This is a genomic window from Paenibacillus sp. PK4536 (assembly GCF_028594455.2).
Taxonomy (GTDB): domain Bacteria; phylum Bacillota; class Bacilli; order Paenibacillales; family Paenibacillaceae; genus Saccharibacillus; species Saccharibacillus nuruki.
Window position 1 is genome coordinate 27,000 of record NZ_CP126313.1, and the last position, 21,209, is coordinate 48,208.

General features: G+C 40.8%; 16 protein-coding genes and 1 other annotated feature. All 16 genes read right to left on the minus strand.

The window, feature by feature from the left end:
• Positions 1 to 4 precede the first annotated feature (4 nt).
• Complete coding sequence (locus tag PO903_RS00185; protein ID WP_273592322.1) at positions 5 to 1,381, minus strand: bifunctional folylpolyglutamate synthase/dihydrofolate synthase; 1,377 nt, start codon at positions 1,379 to 1,381, stop codon at positions 5 to 7.
• Between the two features lie 10 nt (positions 1,382 to 1,391).
• Positions 1,392 to 4,061 carry a valine--tRNA ligase gene (locus PO903_RS00190; RefSeq protein WP_273592323.1) on the minus strand — a complete coding sequence of 890 codons (2,670 nt, stop codon included), beginning with the start codon at positions 4,059 to 4,061 and terminating at the stop codon, positions 1,392 to 1,394.
• Positions 4,062 to 4,124: 63 nt separating this feature from the next.
• Positions 4,125 to 4,385: a binding site (T-box leader), on the minus strand.
• 82 nt (positions 4,386 to 4,467) lie between these two features.
• Positions 4,468 to 5,424, minus strand: coding sequence for an RluA family pseudouridine synthase (locus PO903_RS00195; protein ID WP_273592324.1), 957 nt, complete (start codon positions 5,422 to 5,424; stop codon positions 4,468 to 4,470).
• Positions 5,421 to 6,728 (minus strand): glutamate-1-semialdehyde 2,1-aminomutase, encoded by a 1,308-nt coding sequence (hemL, locus tag PO903_RS00200; RefSeq protein WP_273592325.1) that lies wholly within the window; start codon positions 6,726 to 6,728, stop codon positions 5,421 to 5,423. The genes PO903_RS00195 and hemL overlap by 4 nt, the downstream gene beginning before the upstream one ends.
• A gap of 39 nt (positions 6,729 to 6,767) precedes the next feature.
• Entirely contained in the window at positions 6,768 to 7,772 is a 1,005-nt protein-coding gene (gene hemB, locus PO903_RS00205) for a porphobilinogen synthase (protein WP_069325520.1), read from the minus strand.
• A 126-nt stretch (positions 7,773 to 7,898) separates the two neighbouring features.
• Positions 7,899 to 9,449 (minus strand): uroporphyrinogen-III C-methyltransferase, encoded by a 1,551-nt coding sequence (cobA, locus tag PO903_RS00210; protein WP_273592326.1) that lies wholly within the window; start codon positions 9,447 to 9,449, stop codon positions 7,899 to 7,901.
• 4 nt (positions 9,450 to 9,453) lie between these two features.
• A complete protein-coding gene (gene hemC, locus PO903_RS00215) occupies positions 9,454 to 10,404 on the minus strand; it encodes a hydroxymethylbilane synthase (protein ID WP_069325522.1) in 951 nt (316 codons plus the stop codon).
• A 37-nt stretch (positions 10,405 to 10,441) separates the two neighbouring features.
• Positions 10,442 to 11,140 (minus strand): precorrin-2 dehydrogenase/sirohydrochlorin ferrochelatase family protein, encoded by a 699-nt coding sequence (locus PO903_RS00220; RefSeq protein ID WP_273592327.1) that lies wholly within the window; start codon positions 11,138 to 11,140, stop codon positions 10,442 to 10,444.
• Positions 11,137 to 11,829 (minus strand): cytochrome c biogenesis protein CcsA, encoded by a 693-nt coding sequence (ccsA, locus tag PO903_RS00225; protein ID WP_308642435.1) that lies wholly within the window; start codon positions 11,827 to 11,829, stop codon positions 11,137 to 11,139. Before ccsA ends, PO903_RS00220 begins: the two co-directional genes overlap by 4 nt.
• Positions 11,830 to 11,978: 149 nt before the next feature.
• On the minus strand, positions 11,979 to 13,364 hold the full coding sequence (gene hemA, locus PO903_RS00230) for a glutamyl-tRNA reductase (protein ID WP_273592328.1): 1,386 nt from the start codon (positions 13,362 to 13,364) through the stop codon (positions 11,979 to 11,981).
• 279 nt (positions 13,365 to 13,643) lie between these two features.
• Positions 13,644 to 14,048, minus strand: a complete 405-nt coding sequence (gene speD, locus PO903_RS00235; RefSeq protein WP_069325526.1) for an adenosylmethionine decarboxylase — start codon at positions 14,046 to 14,048, stop codon at positions 13,644 to 13,646.
• Between the two features lie 316 nt (positions 14,049 to 14,364).
• Positions 14,365 to 14,946, minus strand: a complete 582-nt coding sequence (locus PO903_RS00240; protein ID WP_137223570.1) for a non-ribosomal peptide synthetase module — start codon at positions 14,944 to 14,946, stop codon at positions 14,365 to 14,367.
• Between the two features lie 197 nt (positions 14,947 to 15,143).
• Positions 15,144 to 15,833 (minus strand): ribosome biogenesis GTP-binding protein YihA/YsxC, encoded by a 690-nt coding sequence (gene yihA / locus PO903_RS00245; protein WP_069325528.1) that lies wholly within the window; start codon positions 15,831 to 15,833, stop codon positions 15,144 to 15,146.
• 319 nt (positions 15,834 to 16,152) lie between these two features.
• Positions 16,153 to 18,510 carry an endopeptidase La gene (gene lon / locus PO903_RS00250; protein WP_273592329.1) on the minus strand — a complete coding sequence of 786 codons (2,358 nt, stop codon included), beginning with the start codon at positions 18,508 to 18,510 and terminating at the stop codon, positions 16,153 to 16,155.
• A 192-nt stretch (positions 18,511 to 18,702) separates the two neighbouring features.
• The gene (ispG, locus tag PO903_RS00255; RefSeq protein WP_069325530.1) at positions 18,703 to 19,821 is read right to left on the minus strand and encodes a flavodoxin-dependent (E)-4-hydroxy-3-methylbut-2-enyl-diphosphate synthase; all 1,119 of its coding nucleotides are present in this window, start codon (positions 19,819 to 19,821) and stop codon (positions 18,703 to 18,705) included.
• A gap of 124 nt (positions 19,822 to 19,945) precedes the next feature.
• Entirely contained in the window at positions 19,946 to 21,202 is a 1,257-nt protein-coding gene (gene clpX / locus PO903_RS00260; RefSeq protein ID WP_069325531.1) for an ATP-dependent protease ATP-binding subunit ClpX, read from the minus strand.
• Between the last annotated feature and the right edge of the window lie 7 nt (positions 21,203 to 21,209).

The window sequence follows — 21,209 nt, forward strand, 5'->3', positions numbered from 1 at the left end:
TGACTCACCAGCCCTTTTCAGAATCGGTTTGATGCAAAAGAGTCGCTCTTACATCCGAAATTAAATACAGTGTTCCGGTTACGACCCCTAGATCTTCCCGTTCTGTTCGTGATTGAAGCAACTGAATACCTTGCCGCCAGTCACGCTCCACTATAACATTGACTTCTGTTCTGTTCATTTCTTGTTGTAATTTCGCCACTAATGTTGCTAATTGATCTGCATCCATTTTGCGTCGAAAATCAGGTTCTGTCAAAATAATTGTATCTGCAATAGATAACAGATGTCTAAATACAGGCTCATGGTGCTTGTTTTCTAACATTCCTACAAGCATATGAAGCTTCTTGTAATGATACGTCTGCGGTACACTTTTGACAAGCATAGCAGCCCCTTCAGGATTATGCGCTCCATCTAATACAATCGTTGGCTCACCCGGCATTTTCTCTAACCGTCCTGCCCAGAACGTATGCTTAAATCCCTCGAGCAATCGCTCATCATCTAATACAAAAGCAGAATATTGACGCAGTATTTCCAGCGCCATCATCGCTACACCTGCATTAGCACATTGATGCTCTCCTTGCATCGAAATCGTAATATCTAACTCACGGAAAAGACCTTTATAACGGAAAACTTGCTCTTCTTCATCACCAGATATACGCTCTGCTGTGTATTGATCACCAACGAGGTAAAGCGTAGATTTACAAGCTCTCGCTTTAGCACGTAGCACTTCAATCACTTCTGGCTGATCGACACTACTGACTACGGGAACACCTGGTTTAATAATGCCTGCTTTTTCACTAGCAATCTGCTCTAAGGTATCTCCTAGAATATCTGTATGGTCATAGCCTACGTTCGTAATGACTGACAGTATAGGATGTACGATATTGGTAACATCTAATCGCCCGCCAAGACCTGTCTCCCAGATAACAACATCGGGATAACACTCTTCTGCATAATATAAAATCGCAAGCGCAGTTGAGACTTCAAACATCGTTGGTGATCCTAGATCTGTTGTCGCCATTTGCTCCACTAAAGGATACAAACGATTAGCTAGACGGCATAACGTCTCTTCAGGAATATCTACACCGTTATATTGAAAACGATTTGTGAATTTGGTGATATAAGGTGATGTAAATGTACCTACATCATAACCGCACTCCAATAAAACACTTGTCAAAAAGGCACAAGTGCTTCCTTTACCATTGGTTCCTGCAACATGTACAAATTTAAGCTTACGATGAGGATTATTCAATAATTCCATAAGTCCTTCAATACGAGATAATCCCGGACGAATACCAAAAGGAATTAGACCATTAATCCATTCCACCGCTTGTTCATAGGTATGAAAAGGGGCTTGTTGCCCCTCCGATGTTCCATGTTCCATCTTCTTCACCTTACCCTTTCAACTCTTCAATACGGGCAAGAACTTTTTCACGTTTTTCCGAATAATCTGCTTGTTTAGCACGTTCTTCTTCGATCACTTTAGCAGGTGCTTTAGCTACAAATCCTTGATTAGCTAGCTTTTTGTCAACACGTTCTACTTCAGAAGTCAGTGTAGCCACTTCTTTTTCCAAACGAGCGATTTCTTGACCAATATCTAGCAATCCTGCAAGTGGTAAATACAATTCTGCTCCTGTAATGATCGCTGTCATCGCTTTGTCTGGTACAGCGAGATCAAGACCCGACTGGTACTCAGAAGTATTGCTGAAACGACGAATATATCCTTCGTTAGACTGGATAATATCGAGTGTTTTTTGATCTTTGGCTTTAACCATCAATTCTATTTTTTTGCTCATCGGTACATTTACTTCTGCACGGATATTACGAACAGCACGGATCAGATCCATCAACAGGTTCATTTCTTCTTGTGCGGTTGCATTTTCCAAAGCAGGATCAAATTCAGGCCAAGCCGCAAGTGTAATCGTGTTGCCTTCATGCGGCAAATGTTGCCAGATATCTTCTGAAATAAATGGCATAAATGGATGAATCATACGCAATGTACGATCCAATACATAAGCCAATACCGATTGCGTTGTTTTCTTCGCTACTGCATCTTCACCATACAAGGACAACTTAGCAATTTCGATATACCAGTCACATAGATCATCCCAGATAAAGTTGTATAATAAGCGACCGGTTTCACCAAATTCATAAGAATCGATTAGACGTGTAATATCACGTGCAGTCTCGTTCATACGATGTAAAATCCAGCGATCTGCTGTACTCAGTTCCCCACTCAAGTCAATATCTTCATAACGGAAACCTTCCATATTCATCAATACAAAACGGGAAGCATTCCAGATTTTATTTGCAAAGTTACGTGCTTGTTCTACACGTTCGAGACGGAAACGTAAATCTTGTCCCGGTGTACTGCTTGTTGAAAGCATATAACGCATCGCGTCTGTACCGTACTGTTCAATCACTTCAAGTGGATCAATACCATTACCCAATGACTTGGACATTTTCTGTCCATCAGCTGCACGTACTAGACCATGCATCAATACATCTTTGAATGGAATTTGATCTGTAAATTCAAGTGCTGTAAAGATCATACGTGATACCCAGAAGTAAATGATATCATATCCAGTTACCAATAAATCTGTAGGATAATAACGTTTCAAATCTTCGGTTTCATCCGGCCATCCCAATGTAGAGAAAGGCCATAAAGCAGAGCTAAACCAAGTATCCAATACATCTTCGTCTTGACGTAATGTTTTACCTGCATGTTCAGGCAAATGGCTTGGGTCTTCTGTAGCTACGATAATCTCGCCTGTTTCATCACAATGCCATGCTGGAATACGATGTCCCCACCATAATTGACGGGAGATACACCAGTCACGCACATTTTCGATCCAGTTCAAATATGTTTTTTCAAAACGATCCGGTACAAAGTTGACACCTTCACCTTGTTTTTGCGCTTGAATCGCAACATCAGCAAGTGGTTTCATTTTAACGAACCATTGAGTAGACAAATACGGTTCTACAACAGCACCTGTACGCTCACTATGTCCTACTTGGTGTACATGATCTTCAATCTTAATCAATACGCCTGCTGCTTCCAAATCTTTAACGATTTGTTTGCGGCAATCGCTACGATCTAAGCCTTCATATTGAGCTGCATTTTCATTCATGGTGCCTGTCTCATCCATCACTACGATCTGAGGCAAATCATGACGATGTCCCATTTCGAAGTCATTCGGATCATGGGCAGGTGTAATTTTTACAGCACCACTACCAAATTCACGGTCAACATAATCATCAGCAATAATCGGAATTTCACGTCCGGTAATTGGCAAGACTATCATTTTGCCAATCATATCTTTGTAACGTTCGTCTTTGGGATGAACTGCTACAGCTGTATCACCAAGCATTGTCTCTGGTCGAGTCGTTGCTACAACAATATGTCCACTACCATCTTGAAGTGGATATTGTAAATGATAAAGGTGTCCGTTCACTTCTTTGTATTCTACTTCGATATCGGATAGAGCTGTACGTGCTTCAGGGTCCCAGTTAATAATGTATTTTCCACGATAAATGAGACCTTTGTTGTACAACTTTACAAATACTTCACGAACGGCTTTGGACAAACCTTCATCCAATGTAAAACGTTCACGTGAATAATCGAGAGAAAAGCCCATTTTCGCCCATTGCTCATGAATGTTAGCTGCGTATTTATCTTTCCATTCCCATACTTTTTCTACAAATTTCTCACGACCCAAGTCATGACGAGTAATACCCTCTGCACGTAGATTCTGCTCCACTTTGGTCTGTGTCGCTATCCCTGCATGGTCTGCTCCAGGAAGCCAGAGTGCATCGAAGCCCTGCATACGTTTGGTACGTGTCATAATATCTTGTAATGTAAAATCCAGAGCATGTCCAATATGAAGCATACCTGTTACGTTAGGAGGTGGAATAACAATGGTGTACGGCTTAGCATCAGGACGTTGCCCTGCTTTGAAAAAGTCATTTTCCATCCAATAATCATACCATTTACGTTCTGCCGATTTAGGATCATACGTGGTCGGCATTGAAGTTGTTGCTTGATTCTCATTCGTATCTGCCATAGTAAATACCCCCCATATTTGTAGTCATTTTGCTAAAATTCTCAATAAAAAAAGCCCTTCGTCTCAAAGGACGAAAGGACTTAGCTCTCGCGGTACCACCTTTGTTTCGCCCATGTATAAAAAAGCCCATGAACGACACTCCGAGGCAGATAACGGCTGCTACCGGTCTATTCTATATATAGTGTTAGAATAATCCTCCACTTTATATTCAAATAAACAACTCCCAGGCGACTTCGATATACCGTATCCTATAGAACCTTTCAGCGCAGCAGTTCTACTCTCTTGAGGACGATATTGTCTACTATTCCCGTTCAAGGTTATTGAGATCATGAATAAATCAATATTTACTCCAAATCATACCTGTTGCTAGTATCAAAGTCAATAAAAAACCTGTCATAGAGCTGACTTAAGGACGAGGTATACCTAATTGATCGACTAATTCGGTCATATCTTCAGGTAATGGATCATTTACAGTCATCGTTTGCTCTGTAAATGGGTGTTCAAAGGTCAACTGTTCTCCATGAAGCGCCTGTCGGTAAAATTCCTGACTGCCTCCATAAAGGACATCACCTATCAACGTATGTCCAGCATCACTCATATGCACACGAATCTGATGGGTTCGTCCTGTTTCTAAGGTTAAACGAACAAGACTTGCTCGAGCTGAACCGTATATTTTCTCAACATGAGTGATCGCTTCTTGCCCTGTAGGAGAAACACGGCGGCGCTGTTTGTGATGGCGATCTTTACCGATTGGTTGATCAATCACCGTTAATCCATCACTTACTTTGCCTTGCACAATCGCGATATATTTGCGATCAATCGTTTTACAACGCATCTGCTCATCTAACTTCGATAAAGCAAATTCATTTTTAGCATATAATACAGGTCCTGTTGTATCTTCATCTAAACGATGGACATGACGAACAGCACACTTCTGATTCGTTTTTTGATAATGATCAGCGACGGCATGTGCTAAAGTAATCGTTGGGTCAGAAGCTTCAGAAGGATGAACATTCATGCCAGCTGGCTTATGCATCACCAGAACATAATCATCTTCATACAGTACTTTGACACGATCATGCGGCCGAGGATCAAATCCATAATCCATCGGTGGAAATAGGCGAAGCCGGATATGGGCTCCGTCTATTTTCACTTCACCTTTGGAATGAAGTCTACCGCTTAATTTAACTGGAACCGACACTTCTTCTAACCACTGCATAACTGCTTTATGTCTGGCATTGCCTCCTGCTTGTAGAAGATCATTATGCGGTGTGATTTCTAACCATTCTCCATCTCTTACCGAACATTCAGCAAGAATAGAAGGTGACTTGTGATCAGATACAGCATTAGATGCATTGATCATGATTGCAAAGACTTCATCACTTCATAATGAGCTGCTATCGTCTGTTCAATATCTTCGTCACTATGAACACCCGATACAAACATACCTTCAAATGGAGATGGAGCTACACTGATTCCACGATCTAACATGGCTCCAAAGTAACGCTTGAACACATCCATATCACTTGCTTTGGCAGACTCATAATCAGTAACCGGTCCTGCTGTAAAGAATGGACAAACCATCGAACCTACACGATTAACAGTCAACGGAATACCAAACTCAGCCGCATTCTTTTCAAAACCTGCTTGCAAACGAGCAGAGATATTTTCTAAACGCTCATAGACTGCTGGTGTTAACAGACTCAATGTTGTATACCCTGCTGCCATCGCTAATGGATTACCGCTTAATGTTCCTGCTTGATAAATAGGTCCTGTTGGAGCAACTTGCTCCATAATCTCACGTTTACCACCGTACGCACCTACAGGTAAGCCACCACCAATGACTTTACCTAGACATGTTAAGTCTGGGGTTACACCATAACGTCCTTGTGCACAATTCAGATCGACACGGAAACCAGTCATCACTTCATCAAAAATAAGCAGACTACCATATTGAGTTGTAATATCACGTAATCCTTGTAAAAATCCAGGTTGTGGTGGAACAACACCCATATTACCAGCAACAGGTTCTACAATAATACAAGCAATCTCTTCACCAAAGCGTTCAAAAGCCAAACGCAACGATTCAAGGTCATTATAAGGAACGGTAATTGTATTGGTAGCTACTGATTCAGGGACACCCGGACTATCCGGCAAACCTAATGTCGCTACACCAGAACCTGCTTTGATCAATAGACTATCAGAATGACCATGATATGAACCTTCAAATTTCAAAATCTTGTTACGCTTGGTATAGCCACGAGCGAGACGAATCACACTCATCGTCGCTTCTGTTCCCGAGTTAACCATACGAACAATATCCATAGAAGGAACACGTTCTACGACAAGCTTCGCCATTTTCGTTTCTAATTCAGTCGGTGCACCAAAGCTTGTTCCTTTGATCGCTGTTTCTTGTAGCGCACGTACCACATCAGGATGCGCATGCCCCATAATGAGGGGTCCCCAAGAACCGATATAATCAATAAATACATTACCATCAATATCATATAGGCGTGAACCTTCACCACGTTCTGCATAAATTGGAGTCAATCCTACTGTTTTGAATGCACGAACAGGACTATTTACGCCTCCCGGAATATATTGTTTTGCTTCTTCAAAAGCTTCTCGTGAACGTTCATCACGACGAACAGAATGAGTAGATTCCATGAGCAAATACCTCCATCAATTTATTTATTTTTAGCTGAATTATTGTTCTTCACGTAACCAGCGCACAACGTCTTTGGAGAAATAAGTAATAATCATATCTGCTCCTGCACGTTTGAAGCCAAGCATCATTTCAGTTACGATCCCGCGTTCATTAATCCATCCGTTTTGTGCAGCGGCTTTGACCATTGCATATTCACCACTTACATTATAAGCAACCAAAGGAAGATCAAAGTTCTCACGCACTGCACGCAATACGTCCATATAAGCAAGAGATGGTTTGACCATCAACATATCTGCGCCTTCAGCAACATCACTTTCTGCTTCACGCAGTGCTTCACGCACATTAGCAGGGTCCATTTGATATGATTTGCGATCACCAAATTGTGGTGCCGATTGAGCAGCTTCACGGAATGGACCGTAGAATGCTGACGCATATTTAACTGCATACGACATGATCGGAATATCTTTATATCCTGCTGCATCTAAGCCTTCACGAATCGCATACACAAATCCATCCATCATATTGGAAGGAGCAATAATATCTGCGCCTGCTTCCGCTTGGGATACTGCTGTTTTTACCAACAATGCTAATGATTCATCGTTATCCACTTCTGCTTCAATATGACCATCACATTCATGTGCATGTACAACACCGCAATGTCCATGATCTGTAAATTCACATAAACACGTGTCTGCAATCACTAATAGGTTCGGGTAATTTGCTTTGATCCAACGAGTCGCTTGTTGTACCAGACCATCTTGAGCATAAGCACCTGTACCTACACTATCTTTTACTTCAGGGACTGCAAATATTAATACTGCTGGAATACCCAGATCCACTATTTCTTGAATTTCAGCTTGCATCGTATCTAATGAAAAATTATATACGCCAGGCATGGACGAAATTTCTTCTTTTACATTCGTACCATACGTAACAAAAACAGGTTGAATAAAATCACTTTTATGCAATATGGTTTCTCTTACCATGCTACGAATAGCAGGCGTTTTGCGAAGACGACGGTGACGTGAAAAAGGTTGGCTCATAATAACGATATTCCTCCTTGAATGTATATATCTTATTTGTACTTATCATTCTTGCTAGACTAGATAAATAAAACCGACCAGCACTTGCAAGGTCGGCATATCTGATGTCGATCATCAATTTACATATTACACATCTATTAATACATCAGCATTCCAACGACAAAGAACATCTAACAATCCTTCAATCGTTGCTTCTTCAGCTAATAATCCTACTTTGAGACCTGCTTGTTCAGCAGTCAAAGCGGTCTGTGGACCAATACAAGCAATCATCGAGTGCTCTAGTGCTTGTACAGGATCTTCAATGCCCATACTTTTTAAAGCAGCCAGTAAATTAGTGACTGTTGAAGAACTGGTAAATGTCACTGCATGAATGGCTTCTTCTTCCAGCAACTTACGCAATTCGATATCGTCTTCTCCAACCATAACGGTCTCATACGTATCAATCTCTGTTACTTCCATATTCATTGTACGCAGTGTATCGGGTAACCATGAGCGTGCTAGGTCGCCACGTGGTAATAGAATATGCTGTCCAGCTTGTAATTGACCTTCTAAGCTGTCCAGCAAGCCTTCTGCTTGGAACTTCTCTGGTAAAGGCATAGCTGTAATCCCATGCAATCGTAAAGCCTCTAATGTAGCAGGACCGACAGCTACAATCTTCGCACGATATAATGCACGAATATCTTGAGCATGTTGTCTCAAATGTTCAAAGAAGTACTCTACTCCATTAACACTTGTGAAGAATACCCAATCATATTTTTGCAAATTCGATAAGGCTGTACCGATATTTCGTATACTTTCTTCAGCAACAGGTAACCTTGTCTCGATCACTGGATACTCGTAAGGTTCTCCACCCAGTTCATCGATTCGGTTCACCAGTTCACTCGCTTGGCTACGTGCACGAGTCACCAGAATTCGCTTCCCGAACAGAGGCAACTCTTCGACCCATTTTAAATGTTCACGCTGGTTCACCACTTCGCCTACCACAATTACAGCAGGGGGCTTGAATCGTGCAGCTTCAACTTTCGCTGCTATATCTTCAAGTGTACCTACCAACGTCTCCTGCTCCGCTCGTGTTCCCCAACGGATCAAAGCTACAGGTGTAGAAGTGGGTCGTCCGTGCTTCATCAATTGCTCGCTAATATAGCCGATCTTGGCAACGCCCATCATAAAGACAAGTGTACCTGTAGCGTTAGTCACCTTATCCCAGTGAATACTTTGATCTAATTTATCTGGACTCTCATGCCCTGTAATAATCGATAAAGAAGAAGCAAAGTCACGATGAGTTACAGGAATACCAGCATAAGCAGGCACAGCAATCGAAGAACTGATACCCGGTACAATTTCGTAGGGAATCTGATGTTGACGCAGTAATTCAGCTTCTTCTGCTACTCTACCAAAGATCGTCGGATCTCCACCTTTAAGGCGCACGACCACTTTGCCCTGTAGAGCTAAATCAACCAATAACTGATTAATCTCTTCTTGCTTCATTGTATGACGATCAGGCAATTTGCCGACATAGATTTTCTCGGCTCCTGGCTTGGCTTGCTTGAGCAACCGTGGACTTGCTAGACGATCATATACAATGGCATCTGCAAGACCTATGCATTCCCAGCCCCGAAGCGTTATTAACTTCAATGCTCCAGGACCTGCCCCTACCAAATACACTTTACCGGTCATACACTCATCCCCTTACTTCTGCCAGTATCCGATCTGCTCCCTGACTTTTCAGTTGTGCTGCTACAGCAATACCCAATGCTACAGGGTCTGTACCCTGCATCGTTTCTTTCAACATAATACTACCATCCGGTGTAGCAACCATTCCTGTTAATTGTATAATATTTTGCTCTTCAGTCCCATCCGAACTTTGTAGACGTACAGCATAGGCACCAATAGGAACCTGACAGCCCCCATTTAATTCAGACAAAAAAGTACGTTCAGCTGTTACAGTTACCGCAGTGAGATCATCATTATACAAAGACAGCAATTGCAACATTTCAATATCATCTGCACGACATTCGATTCCAAGTGCCCCTTGCCCTACTGCTGGCAGACAGATTTCTGTCGGTAAAAAGGAAGTGATTCGATCAGACCAGCCCATACGTTCCAAGCCTGCCGCTGCTAACATAATAGCGTCAAAGCCTTCGGTTTCAAGCTTACGCAAACGTGAATCAATATTCCCACGAATCGATTCGATTTGTAGATCAGGACGATATAACTTGAGCTGACTTGCACGTCTCAAGCTACTGGTACCCAGTCTAGCTCCTTGAGGAAGTTCTTCTAAGGAACAACCTGTACGTGTAATTAAGCAATCTCTAGGATCGACTCTTGGAGGAATTGCTCCATTGATAAGCCCTTCTTGTAATTCAGAAGGCATATCTTTCATACTATGCACAGCCATATCGATCTCACCATCAAGTAACGCTTGCTCGATCTCTTTGACAAATAGACCTTTTCCGCCGACTTTAGATAAAGTCACATCCAGAATACGGTCTCCTTTGGTAATAATCTTTTTAATTTCAAAATGAACATCTAATCCCTGCTCTTCACTAATCGCTGTTAACGCATCAATCACATGACCAGTCTGCGTCAAAGCTAGAGCACTTTGTCTACTCCCTACTACAATCGTACGCATATATTCATCTCCTGAGCCCATTGTATTCAATAGTCTATTATTCTATTGATTGGTTGATCCAGTGTTCTATTTGTTGTTCATCCCAGGGTTCAAAGATCCCCTGACGAATCTCTTCTAAAATAGAAAGTGACATCGCTTGATGTAGCAATGATTTACGTAAAGATTCATCGCTTACTTTTTGAGCAATGGTTTCTCGTAAATGATACAGAAAATCAATATAAATCTCATATTCGTTACCGAAATGTTGATTGATTTCTTTTACAATATACCGACCTGCTAAAGGTCCTGCACCTGAGGTTGTTACAGCTATCGTCAATCGTCCACGACGAATCACATTCGGATTGATAAATGTACTTTGTTCACGCTGATGAGCTACATTTACAGGAATACGATAAGTTTTGGCTTCGGTAGCAACCTGATTATTGATCTCTGGCACCGAAGTCACTGCATGTACTAGAAAATAAGGTCTGTAACCAAATTCACTAAGTTTCTCATCTGAAGTACAGTGATAAGCTATATCTCCTGTCTGATACTCACGAGCATGCCAGATCAACTGTTGCTGATTGACTAACTGTTGTAACTTAGGAGTCAGTGTAGGGCTGATAATCGTAAGTATCGCTCCTGCTTGAAGTAGAGATATACTTTTACGTTCAGCCACTTGACCACCGCCTACAATCAGACAAGCTTGATCTCTACAGTCCAACATAATAGGTAGATAATGAATAGAATCACTCATACACCCACCCATTGATGAAAAGCAGACCAAGAATTAGAAACAAAATTTAAAATAAACAAGATATATCCTAAGATTGCCCAGATTGCCATCGTATTGGCTGAGTAATTGCGCATTTTCTTTGTTGCAAAGAAAGCTACATATACGCATAACGCTAACAAAGTGAACACCACTTTGGAATCGAGCAAAAGAATATATCGACCTTCTGCTACAATCGACATCAATGCCACAATTAAAGATACAATCAGTACCGGCGTACCGATTAACATCGCTGTATACGTATACTTTTCCATACTTTCTAAGCTAGGTAGACGGCGAACCGTATTATCCCATTTTTTCTGTTTTAATTTACGATGTAAAAATAGATACATTGAACCAAAAACAGCAGCTACTGTATAAGCGGCAAAACTAATATTAGCGAATATCACATGTAAAATTAATAGTCCATGAACCGTATCCCAACCTGTAGGGAGTACACCTTCACCCGGTGAATGAAGACGATTTTGCACCATAGCACAAAAGCCGATTACATTTAACAGCAATACGGCATAATCAGTCTTCAATACCTTTTCGATAAAAAAGGAAATCAATATTAAAATAAAAGTCAGTACAAAGAAAAAGTCATACGTTGAAAATAAAGGTAACGTTCTCTCCTCTATCGTTCGAATCGTAATACTGACAATTTGGATCACAAATACCAAAATAAGAAACCCTGTGCCTAACCGCTTCGCCCTCGGATTGCGACGAATGCAATCCGAGAAATAAAACAGAAGGCTCAGGGCGTATAAATAAATAATAATATCGTATAACAGGTTAAAAAGCGTCAAAGCGAATCACCTGCCTATAGGGTTGCGGGAGCGAAAGACCCAAAACTACCTTCTAATCCCAATTTATTAGCTTGCACAGGCGACTGTGCTTTAGAAACTTCGCTTTGATTGACTTGATCTGCTGCATCTTCAAGCTGATCTTCTAAAGCAAATATTCGAGTGAACAAATCAAGTACTTCAGCCCCATCTTTCTCGGCAGCCATTTCTTTAATACGATGAATAGGTTCGTGATTCATCTGATTCACGATACTCTTGGTTAAACGACTGATCACTTTACGTTGTCTTTCATCTAACTCTGGTAATTTATTAAATAAACTTTCTAGTGTCTCTGCATGAATATCGGCTCCACGTTCTTGTAAAGCACGAATCGCTGGACGTACGCCCAATGTTTTGAGCCATTGATTAAAAGATTCTACTTCTTCACGGATCATACGCTCAATCTTAATCGATTCTGCGCGGCGCATTTCCATATTGCTTTCTACAATGCCTTCTAAATCATCAATATCATACAAAAATACATTGCTAATATCGCCAATTGCTGGATCAATATCGCGCGGAACCGCTATATCAATCATAAACAAAGGACGAGACTTACGCAATTTCATACTTTGAGCAAGCGTATCTGCACTCAGTACATAACCTTGTGCTCCTGTAGAACTGATCAGAATATCCACTTGATGCAAACGATCCATCGCTTGTTCGATTGTACACGGGGTACCGTTGAACTTATGCGCAAGCTCTTGCGCACGTCCAAGTGTACGGTTCGCTACAATCACTTCAGCTGCTCCATTTGCATAGAGATGCTTCACCGTAAGCTCACTCATTTTACCAGCGCCTAGAATCATAATCACTTTATTATGAAAAGCACCGAAAATGCGCTTGCCTAATTCTACTGCTGCGTAACTGATCGAAACTGCACTTTCACCGATCATTGTTTCTGAATGTGCACGTTTGCCCAGTGTGACAGCTTGCTTAAACAACATATTAAACCACGTACCTGTAGCTTTATTTTCTTGCGCCCATTGGAATGAACGCTTTACTTGACCCAAAATCTGAGTCTCACCGAGCACCATCGAATCCAATCCACAAGCTACACGAAAAAGATGACTAATTGCTTGCTCATCTTCATATATATATAAATGCTGTGTAAATTCCTGACGGGGAATACCGAACCACTGCTCCATAAAGGTACGAATAAAATGTCCACACATATGCAGACGATCCAGTACCACGTAAATCTCCGTACGGTTGCAAGTCGCTACAATAGTCCCTTCCAACACACTCTTAGTTTCTCTGAGCTGCCGGAGCGCCTGCGGTAAATCTTCGTCCGCAATAGCAAACCGTTCTCTCACTTCAACGGGTGCTGTGCGGTAATTCAATCCGACAACAACGATGTGCATTGCAAGTTCACCTGCCTAATCTAAAAGTCATTTCTCTATACGTTCATTAACAATACGTTAATTATATCACAGCTAAATTACGAATTTCGCCGTTTTTATGAAATGTTTATGAAATCATCATCGGAAAATAGACACAATTTCTTTATGATTGACAATAATCAAAATATTTCATATCATCCAATCCCATCTTTCAAAAGAAATAGCCATAGGTAAACCCCTATGGCTATTGTGTAAAACCTATTTCATTTTAATCTTTTGCTTGTACAAGCAAAGTTTATATTATTGATTGATAAGTTCAATGGATTTGATCTCAGGTGTTTCCACTTGAAGTTCTCCCAAACCACGAACTAATTTTTTGGCATACGTTTTCTCAGGTTTCAGAACGGATACCAGGTAGTCAATAGCTAACTGTGGATCTACGGTTTCTCCGCAGGTATAGCAGTCAATAGCCGCGAATCCTCTCTCAGGATATGTGTGAATCGAGAGGTGACTCTCCGACAACAAAACAAGTACTGTAGCACCTTGTGGTTCGAATTGTTTGGCTTGAACAGACATTACTGTTGCTCCGCATGCTTCAGCTGCATCAACCATATGAGCTTGCAAAACCTCAGCATTATTCAGCATATCAAAATCTACACCCCAAGTATCAACAGCAACGTGTCTTCCGAAAGTTGAGTATTCCATCTTCCGGTTCCCCCTTCCTAGGAATAAAATGTTTGAAAAATTTCATCCGCTAGGACCTACGTCATTCACTTCCCGAGGGTTTTAGCTCTCGCAACATTACTATGTCCTGAGTGAATCCTGGTTCCTAATATTATTTTCAACGAGATTAAAAATAACATCTATCTCCATGAAATGCAAGCCTTTTTGCAATATTCATTAAATATTTAAAGATTCATTATTACAGCAGATTGCTCATTCATTTTTATGTATAAATATAATACGGTTAAAATAAAAAAACCTGTTCTCCTTCAAAGGAAAACAGGCGTTAGATCTGATGTTAAGCTTCCATACGGAACAATCGACTTGACTGAACCTTTAATTCTTGATCAATCTGATCGTACGGTCCTTCTGAAGCTAACCGTTGATCTAATAATCGATCGACTATACTCCGTACTAATTCAATATCAGTCTCAACAGATACGGATTGCCATTCGCTCTTCATATCTATTGCTGTGTTTTTGTGTTGGTAAATCATTTTTTCATGTTCGCCTGTACATTCTACAATCTGGCGAACAGAACCCTGTTCGTAATGATATCTCATCGTAAATCCATGATAAATGCGATTTACAACACCATTACCTTTAAAAGCAACAAATAATTTGCGTACTATATTTGTTAACTGCGGGTTTACCAAGCGGAAAGACAACTCACAGACATAGCTTCCTTCTCTGAGGTCAAAAGGTAAATGCACTTCTTCTCCGTTTTTCACTCCGAGAACAATTTCCTGATTTCCGTTATCAAGTATTTTCACTCGATGATGGATCTGAGGGTCTTCGGCATAATGGACAAACTGGGACATTTGAGCTTTCGACAACTGTAAACTGGCTTTAATATATTCTGTGGCTAACCGCTGAGCCATAAAAATCTCCTCAATTCTTTTAACATTCCAATATATTCATTATACATCATCTGCGAAACGCTATGCTTGTGATCAAGATGAATGATTTTCACCATATTCCAGAAAAAAACGGAACAATCCCCGTAAAGTTCTAAAGAACGGCCTGAATACTCACTTTTCTATACAAACTTCTTCGTTTTGCTGACCTGTTCGTGACTTTATTGATTGCTATGAGGGGGTTCGGACTCTTCTGTTTTTGGTTGGTGCTCTTCGTTATCATTCTCTACTTGTGCATACTCTTCTTCCTCTTCTGACTCTGGAAGTGCAAAAGCATAACGTTCGATGACGGACCATAATTCATCTTTACCCAATCCTGTTTCAGATGAAAACAGCACAAAATCATCTTCAGGTACAAAGCTCAAACCGTGCTTAACGATTTTGACATGCTTGTCCCATTTACTACGTGGAATCTTATCGGCTTTGGTCGCTACAATACACACATCACGTTCGTAGTATTTAAGCCATTCATACATAATCACATCATCTTTGGAAGGCGGATGACGAAGGTCGATTACCAGTACTACCATACGTAATGTTTCACGCTCAAGTAGATATTTTTCAATCATTTTACCCCAAGCTTCACGCTGGCTTTTGGAGACTTTGGCATAACCATATCCAGGAAAATCGACGAAATACATCGATTCGTTGATCATATAGTAGTTAAGATGTTGAGTTTTACCTGGTGTTGCACTGGTACGTGCCAGGTTTTTACGGCTAATCAAGCGGTTAGTCATTGAAGATTTACCTACATTAGATCGTCCTGCTAGAGCAATCTCTGGCAACCCATCTTCCGGGTATTGGTTCGGACGCACCGCGCTAATAATAAATTCCGCGCTATTTACTTTCATAATTACAAGTTCCCCTTTAGTTAGAAGTTGAAGGTAAACATTGCCTCAAGTAGCTTGACCACTCCACAAACGGATTATTCTGTCGATCGCTGTTAAGGTCGAATATCTTGGAATACTGCTGGTTGCAGTAGATATTCGATCTTAAAGGCGAACGCTTCGCTTCTATCGAATAATACCGTTTGCTTCGTTCCGTGCTACAAAAGATACTCTGTCCCTTACAACGGATTAGTAATAGTATAGCACATCAAATAAACGGAATCGCTCTATTTACTGCTTATAGAACGATTCCGTTGGTTGGTTGTTATGAAGTTGAGCTTTTTTAGATTAAAGGTTGGATCGTTTCAGGTGTTTCTTTTGGAGCGATAAGTGCTTCTTCTAGTACCTGATCCATATGAGATACTGGAACAAAGGTAAGATCATTTCTTACGCTTTCTGGGATGTCACGTAAGTCGCGTTCGTTATCCATAGGAAGTAAGATTTTTTTGTATCCTGCACGGTGAGCAGCTAGCGTTTTTTCTTTTAAGCCACCAATCGGCAATACACGTCCACGTAGTGTGATCTCACCTGTCATAGCGACTTCTTTGGATACAGGGCGACCGGTCAATGCGGAAATAAGAGCTGTTGCGATCGTGATCCCTGCGGAAGGGCCGTCTTTGGGAATAGCGCCTTCTGGAATATGAATATGAATATCATTTTTTTCATGGAAATCGTCTGCGATATGCAGGGCTTTGGCTTTGGAGCGTGTGTAACTGAATGCAGCTTGTGCTGATTCTTTCATGACATCGCCTAGTTTACCTGTCAGCATTAATTTACCACTACCCGGTACAACCGTCACTTCGATCGTTAGCGTTTCTCCGCCAACTTCTGTCCATGCTAGTCCGGTTACACTACCGATTTGATCTTCTTTTTCAATCAAACCATAACGGAATTTAGGTACGCCTAAATAATCTTTGATTTGATCAGGTTCAATCGATACTTTTTCTAAATTATCCGAGACAATCGCTTTCGCTGCTTTACGACACAATGCAGCGACTTGCTGTTCTAAGTTACGTACACCGGATTCACGTGTATACTCACGAATCATGCGTAACAAAGCTTCTTCGCCAATTTCTAATTGCTCAGGCGTTAGACCATGTTCTTCGGTCTGTTTAGGCAATAAATACTGCTTAGCAATCTGCATTTTCTCAAGTTCGGTATATCCCGGAATAGAAAGCATCTCCATCCGATCCAATAATGGACGAGGAATACTTTGTACACTATTGGCTGTCGTTACAAACATAACGTTCGACAGGTCAAACGGCACTTCGATAAAATGGTCACTAAACGTATTGTTTTGCTCGGGATCAAGCACTTCCAACAATGCCGCCGAAGGATCGCCACGGAAATCAGAAGCCATTTTATCAATTTCATCCATTAGAAATACTGGATTGGTTGAACCTGCTGTTTTCATTCCTTGAATAATACGTCCAGGCATAGCACCTACATACGTACGACGATGCCCACGAATCTCAGCTTCATCACGTACACCACCTAATGAAATACGCACAAATTCACGTCCTAATGACTTGGCAATCGAACGAGCGAGTGACGTTTTACCCACACCCGGAGGTCCAACTAGGCAAAGAATAGGACCTTTTAGCTTTTTCACTAATTTCTGTACCGCTAGATACTCAAGTACACGTTCTTTGGGCTTGTCGAGTCCATAGTGATCTTCATTCAAAATCTCTTCTGCATGATGTAGATCCAGATCATCGTCTGTCGATTTCGACCACGGCAAGCTGATTAACCAGTCTACATAGTTGCGAATAACACTACCTTCCGCAGAACTAGCAGGCATTTTCTCTAAGCGATCGATTTCTTTTTCAATCTTCTCTTGCACTTTCTCAGGTACCGTAAGTTCAGATAGTTGCTGGCGCAATTCTTCCACTTCACCCGCTCTACCTTCTTTTTCACCTAGCTCTTTTTGGATCGCTTTCATTTGTTCACGCAAATAATATTCACGTTGTGTTTTTTCCATTTGTTTTTTAACACGTTGGTTGATTTTGCGCTCTAATTCTAGTACTTCACGTTCATTATTTAAAATATCTAACAAACGTTCCAAACGAGCACGAATATCTACAGTTTCCAAAATATCTTGTTTGTCTTTGATCTTGATCAATAGATGACTGGTAATTACATCTGCTAATCGACCCGGTTCTTCAATATCAGATACCGCTGCTAATGTCTCTGGTGTTACCTTTTTGGACAAATTAATATAATGTTCAAATTGAGTCAATACCGTCCGCATCAATGCGCTAACTTCCGGATCATTGGTTTCTTCTTCCGGTAGCTCTCTCGCTTGAACTTCATAATATTCTTCATTATCAATATATTGAATAATTTCTGCACGTTCCAGACCTTCAACAAGTACACGAATCGTTCCATTAGGCAGCTTCAACATTTGTCTGACTTTAGCTACCGTACCGATTCTAAAAATCTCGTCCTCGCTCGGCTCTTCGATGCTGACTTCCGATTGCGAACAAAGAAGAATTAAATTATCGTCAACCATCGCTTTTTCTAATGCCTTTACAGATTTATCTCGTCCTACATCCAGATGCAATACCATACTTGGATAGACAAGTAGTCCTCTCAAAGGCAGTAAAGGAAAACGACGCCCCTTATTTTTATTTGGTCCCATCGCTTTCAACCTCCTATGCTTGTGCGTATCATACTGCCTATATCATTCCTAGTTTACCAAATATCACATTGAAAAACCAATGATCCTCCAACCGATCAAATTTAGCTTAAATTCATGTAAAAAAAGATACTGATTGAGGCAACTTCCTCTACCAGTATCTTTAAGTTTACGTTATATCATTAATCAAAATATTTACTTAGCTGCAGGTGCATGACGTTCTTCGCGACCTGGAATTTTACCTGTTGCTTCAAAAGCGACAACAATCGCATCGATTTCTTTTTTCAATTCGACAACCATGTCTGCTTCTGGCACTTTACGAATCATTTTACCGTAGCGGAAAAGTAATCCTTCTCCACGAGCACCAGCGATACCGATATCAGCTTCTTTCGCTTCACCCGGTCCATTTACTGCGCAACCCAATACAGATACTTTAATCGGCACTTTCAATTTGGAAATATACTCTTCAACCTCATTCGCAATCGAGAATAGGTCGATATCCAAACGTCCACAAGTTGGGCAAGATACCAATGTTGCTGCATTTGTAATCAATCCGAATGTTTTGAGAAGTTCACGAGCTACTTTCACTTCTTCTACAGGATCAGCACTCAAGGAAATACGTACAGTTGAACCGATTCCTAAGGCTAATAGGGCACCGATACCTGCTGAACTCTTGATTGTTCCTGCATTCAATGTTCCTGCTTCTGTAATTCCTAAATGAAGTGGATAAGGAATCACTTTAGCCGCTTGGCTATAAGCTTCGATCGCCATTGGCACATCAGATGCTTTAAGCGAAACGATAATATCGTGGAAATCCAGTTCTTCCAAAATACCGATATGGAATAATGCACTTTCTACCATTGCTTCTGGTGTTGGGTAACCGTATTTCTCAAGCAAATGATTTTCAAGTGATCCTGCATTTACACCGATACGAATCGGAATATTTTTTTCTTTACAAGCACGTACAACAGCTTCGACTTTATCACGTCTACCGATATTACCCGGGTTGATACGTACTTTGTCGATTCCATTTTCGATCGCAAGTAAAGCTAACTTATGGTTAAAATGTATATCCGCTACTAGAGGGATATGAATACGTTTTTTGATTTCTTTAATTGCTTCTGCTGCTTCTTCGTTATTAACAGTTACACGAACAAGCTGACAACCTGCTTCTTCTAAACGAAGGATTTCAGCTACAGTTGCTTCTACATCTGCTGTTTTGGTTGTACACATACTTTGAATCAAGACTTCATTACTGCCACCAATTGTCAAATCTCCGACTTTCACCGGTCTTGTGTTTTCTCTCAAAAACATTTATTTTGCTCCCTTACATGTGGGCTTAATCGCAAACCAGCCTTTATTCCACAAAGGAAAAAGGCCGGCGCGTTATCTATGAACATCATAGAAGAAACGCATACTCAACCTTTACGTCAAGTTATTATGCACTTTCTTCTTGCTTTTTATCTTTGCCTGTCTGCAATTCTGGAACCACTTTGTCCTCAACGACTTGTTGAGTAATAACACATTTGGTTACATCGTCACGAGACGGTACTTCATACATCACATCAAGCATAATGCTTTCGATGATCGCACGAAGTCCACGAGCACCTGTGTTGCGTTTGATCGCTTCACGGGAAATCGCTTCAAGTGCACCTTGTTCGAATACTAATTCTACATTGTCCATTTCCAACATTTTGGAATATTGTTTTACCAATGCATTTTTAGGTTCGGACAAAATACGTACCAATGTCTCTTCATCTAGTGGTTCTAGAGCAGAGATAACTGGCAAACGTCCTACAAATTCAGGAATCAATCCGAATTTAAGCAAATCTTCTGGCAATACCATACTCAAGTATTCGCCTGCTTTCAATTCTTTTTGACCTTCATTGTTAGAGTTAAAACCGATTACTTTTTTACCGATCCGGCGTTTGATATATTGTTCCAGACCGTCAAAAGCACCACCTACGATAAACAAGATGTTAGTGGTATCGATTTGAATAAATTCTTGATGAGGATGCTTACGTCCGCCTTGTGGTGGAACAGAAGCAACAGTACCTTCTAGGATTTTCAGCAATGCTTGCTGAACACCTTCACCGGATACGTCACGAGTGATTGAAGGATTTTCAGATTTACGAGCTACTTTATCGATTTCATCGATATAGATAATGCCGCGTTCTGCTTTTTCTACATCATAATCAGCAGCTTGGATTAATTTAAGCAAGATGTTTTCAACATCTTCCCCTACATAACCTGCTTCTGTTAGTGAAGTAGCATCAGCAATAGCGAAAGGCACATTCAAGATACGAGCCATTGTTTGCGCAAGCAACGTTTTACCAGAACCTGTTGGTCCTACAAGCATAATGTTACTTTTTTGCAATTCAACGTCTTCGATTTTACTTTGTGAATTTACACGTTTGTAGTGATTATATACCGCTACAGACAATGATTTTTTGGCTTGATCTTGTCCGATAACGTATTGATCCAAAATCGCACGGATTTCTTGTGGTTTTGGGATATCTTTAAGATCTAACTCTTCTTCATGTCCCAATTCCTCTTCAACGATCTCTGTGCAAAGTTCGATACATTCATCACATATATAGACACCAGGACCTGCTACAAGCTTACGGACCTGATCTTGAGATTTTCCGCAAAAAGAACATTTAAGTTGTCCTTTTTCATCATTAAATTTAAACATGCAAACA

What these genes read in the sequence shown, in the direction of transcription:
- PO903_RS00185 (WP_273592322.1), bottom strand. Translation starts at nt 1,381, where the DNA reads ATGGAACATGGAACATCGGAGGGGCAACAAGCCCCTTTTCATACCTAT.
- PO903_RS00190 (WP_273592323.1), bottom strand. Translation starts at nt 4,061, where the DNA reads ATGGCAGATACGAATGAGAATCAAGCAACAACTTCAATGCCGACCACG.
- PO903_RS00195 (WP_273592324.1), bottom strand. Translation starts at nt 5,424, where the DNA reads ATGATCAATGCATCTAATGCTGTATCTGATCACAAGTCACCTTCTATT.
- hemL (WP_273592325.1), bottom strand. Translation starts at nt 6,728, where the DNA reads ATGGAATCTACTCATTCTGTTCGTCGTGATGAACGTTCACGAGAAGCT.
- hemB (WP_069325520.1), bottom strand. Translation starts at nt 7,772, where the DNA reads ATGAGCCAACCTTTTTCACGTCACCGTCGTCTTCGCAAAACGCCTGCT.
- cobA (WP_273592326.1), bottom strand. Translation starts at nt 9,449, where the DNA reads ATGACCGGTAAAGTGTATTTGGTAGGGGCAGGTCCTGGAGCATTGAAG.
- hemC (WP_069325522.1), bottom strand. Translation starts at nt 10,404, where the DNA reads ATGCGTACGATTGTAGTAGGGAGTAGACAAAGTGCTCTAGCTTTGACG.
- PO903_RS00220 (WP_273592327.1), bottom strand. Translation starts at nt 11,140, where the DNA reads ATGAGTGATTCTATTCATTATCTACCTATTATGTTGGACTGTAGAGAT.
- hemA (WP_273592328.1), bottom strand. Translation starts at nt 13,364, where the DNA reads ATGCACATCGTTGTTGTCGGATTGAATTACCGCACAGCACCCGTTGAA.
- speD (WP_069325526.1), bottom strand. Translation starts at nt 14,048, where the DNA reads ATGGAATACTCAACTTTCGGAAGACACGTTGCTGTTGATACTTGGGGT.
- PO903_RS00240 (WP_137223570.1), bottom strand. Translation starts at nt 14,946, where the DNA reads ATGGCTCAGCGGTTAGCCACAGAATATATTAAAGCCAGTTTACAGTTG.
- yihA (WP_069325528.1), bottom strand. Translation starts at nt 15,833, where the DNA reads ATGAAAGTAAATAGCGCGGAATTTATTATTAGCGCGGTGCGTCCGAAC.
- lon (WP_273592329.1), bottom strand. Translation starts at nt 18,510, where the DNA reads ATGGGACCAAATAAAAATAAGGGGCGTCGTTTTCCTTTACTGCCTTTG.
- ispG (WP_069325530.1), bottom strand. Translation starts at nt 19,821, where the DNA reads ATGTTTTTGAGAGAAAACACAAGACCGGTGAAAGTCGGAGATTTGACA.
- clpX (WP_069325531.1), bottom strand. Translation starts at nt 21,202, where the DNA reads ATGTTTAAATTTAATGATGAAAAAGGACAACTTAAATGTTCTTTTTGC.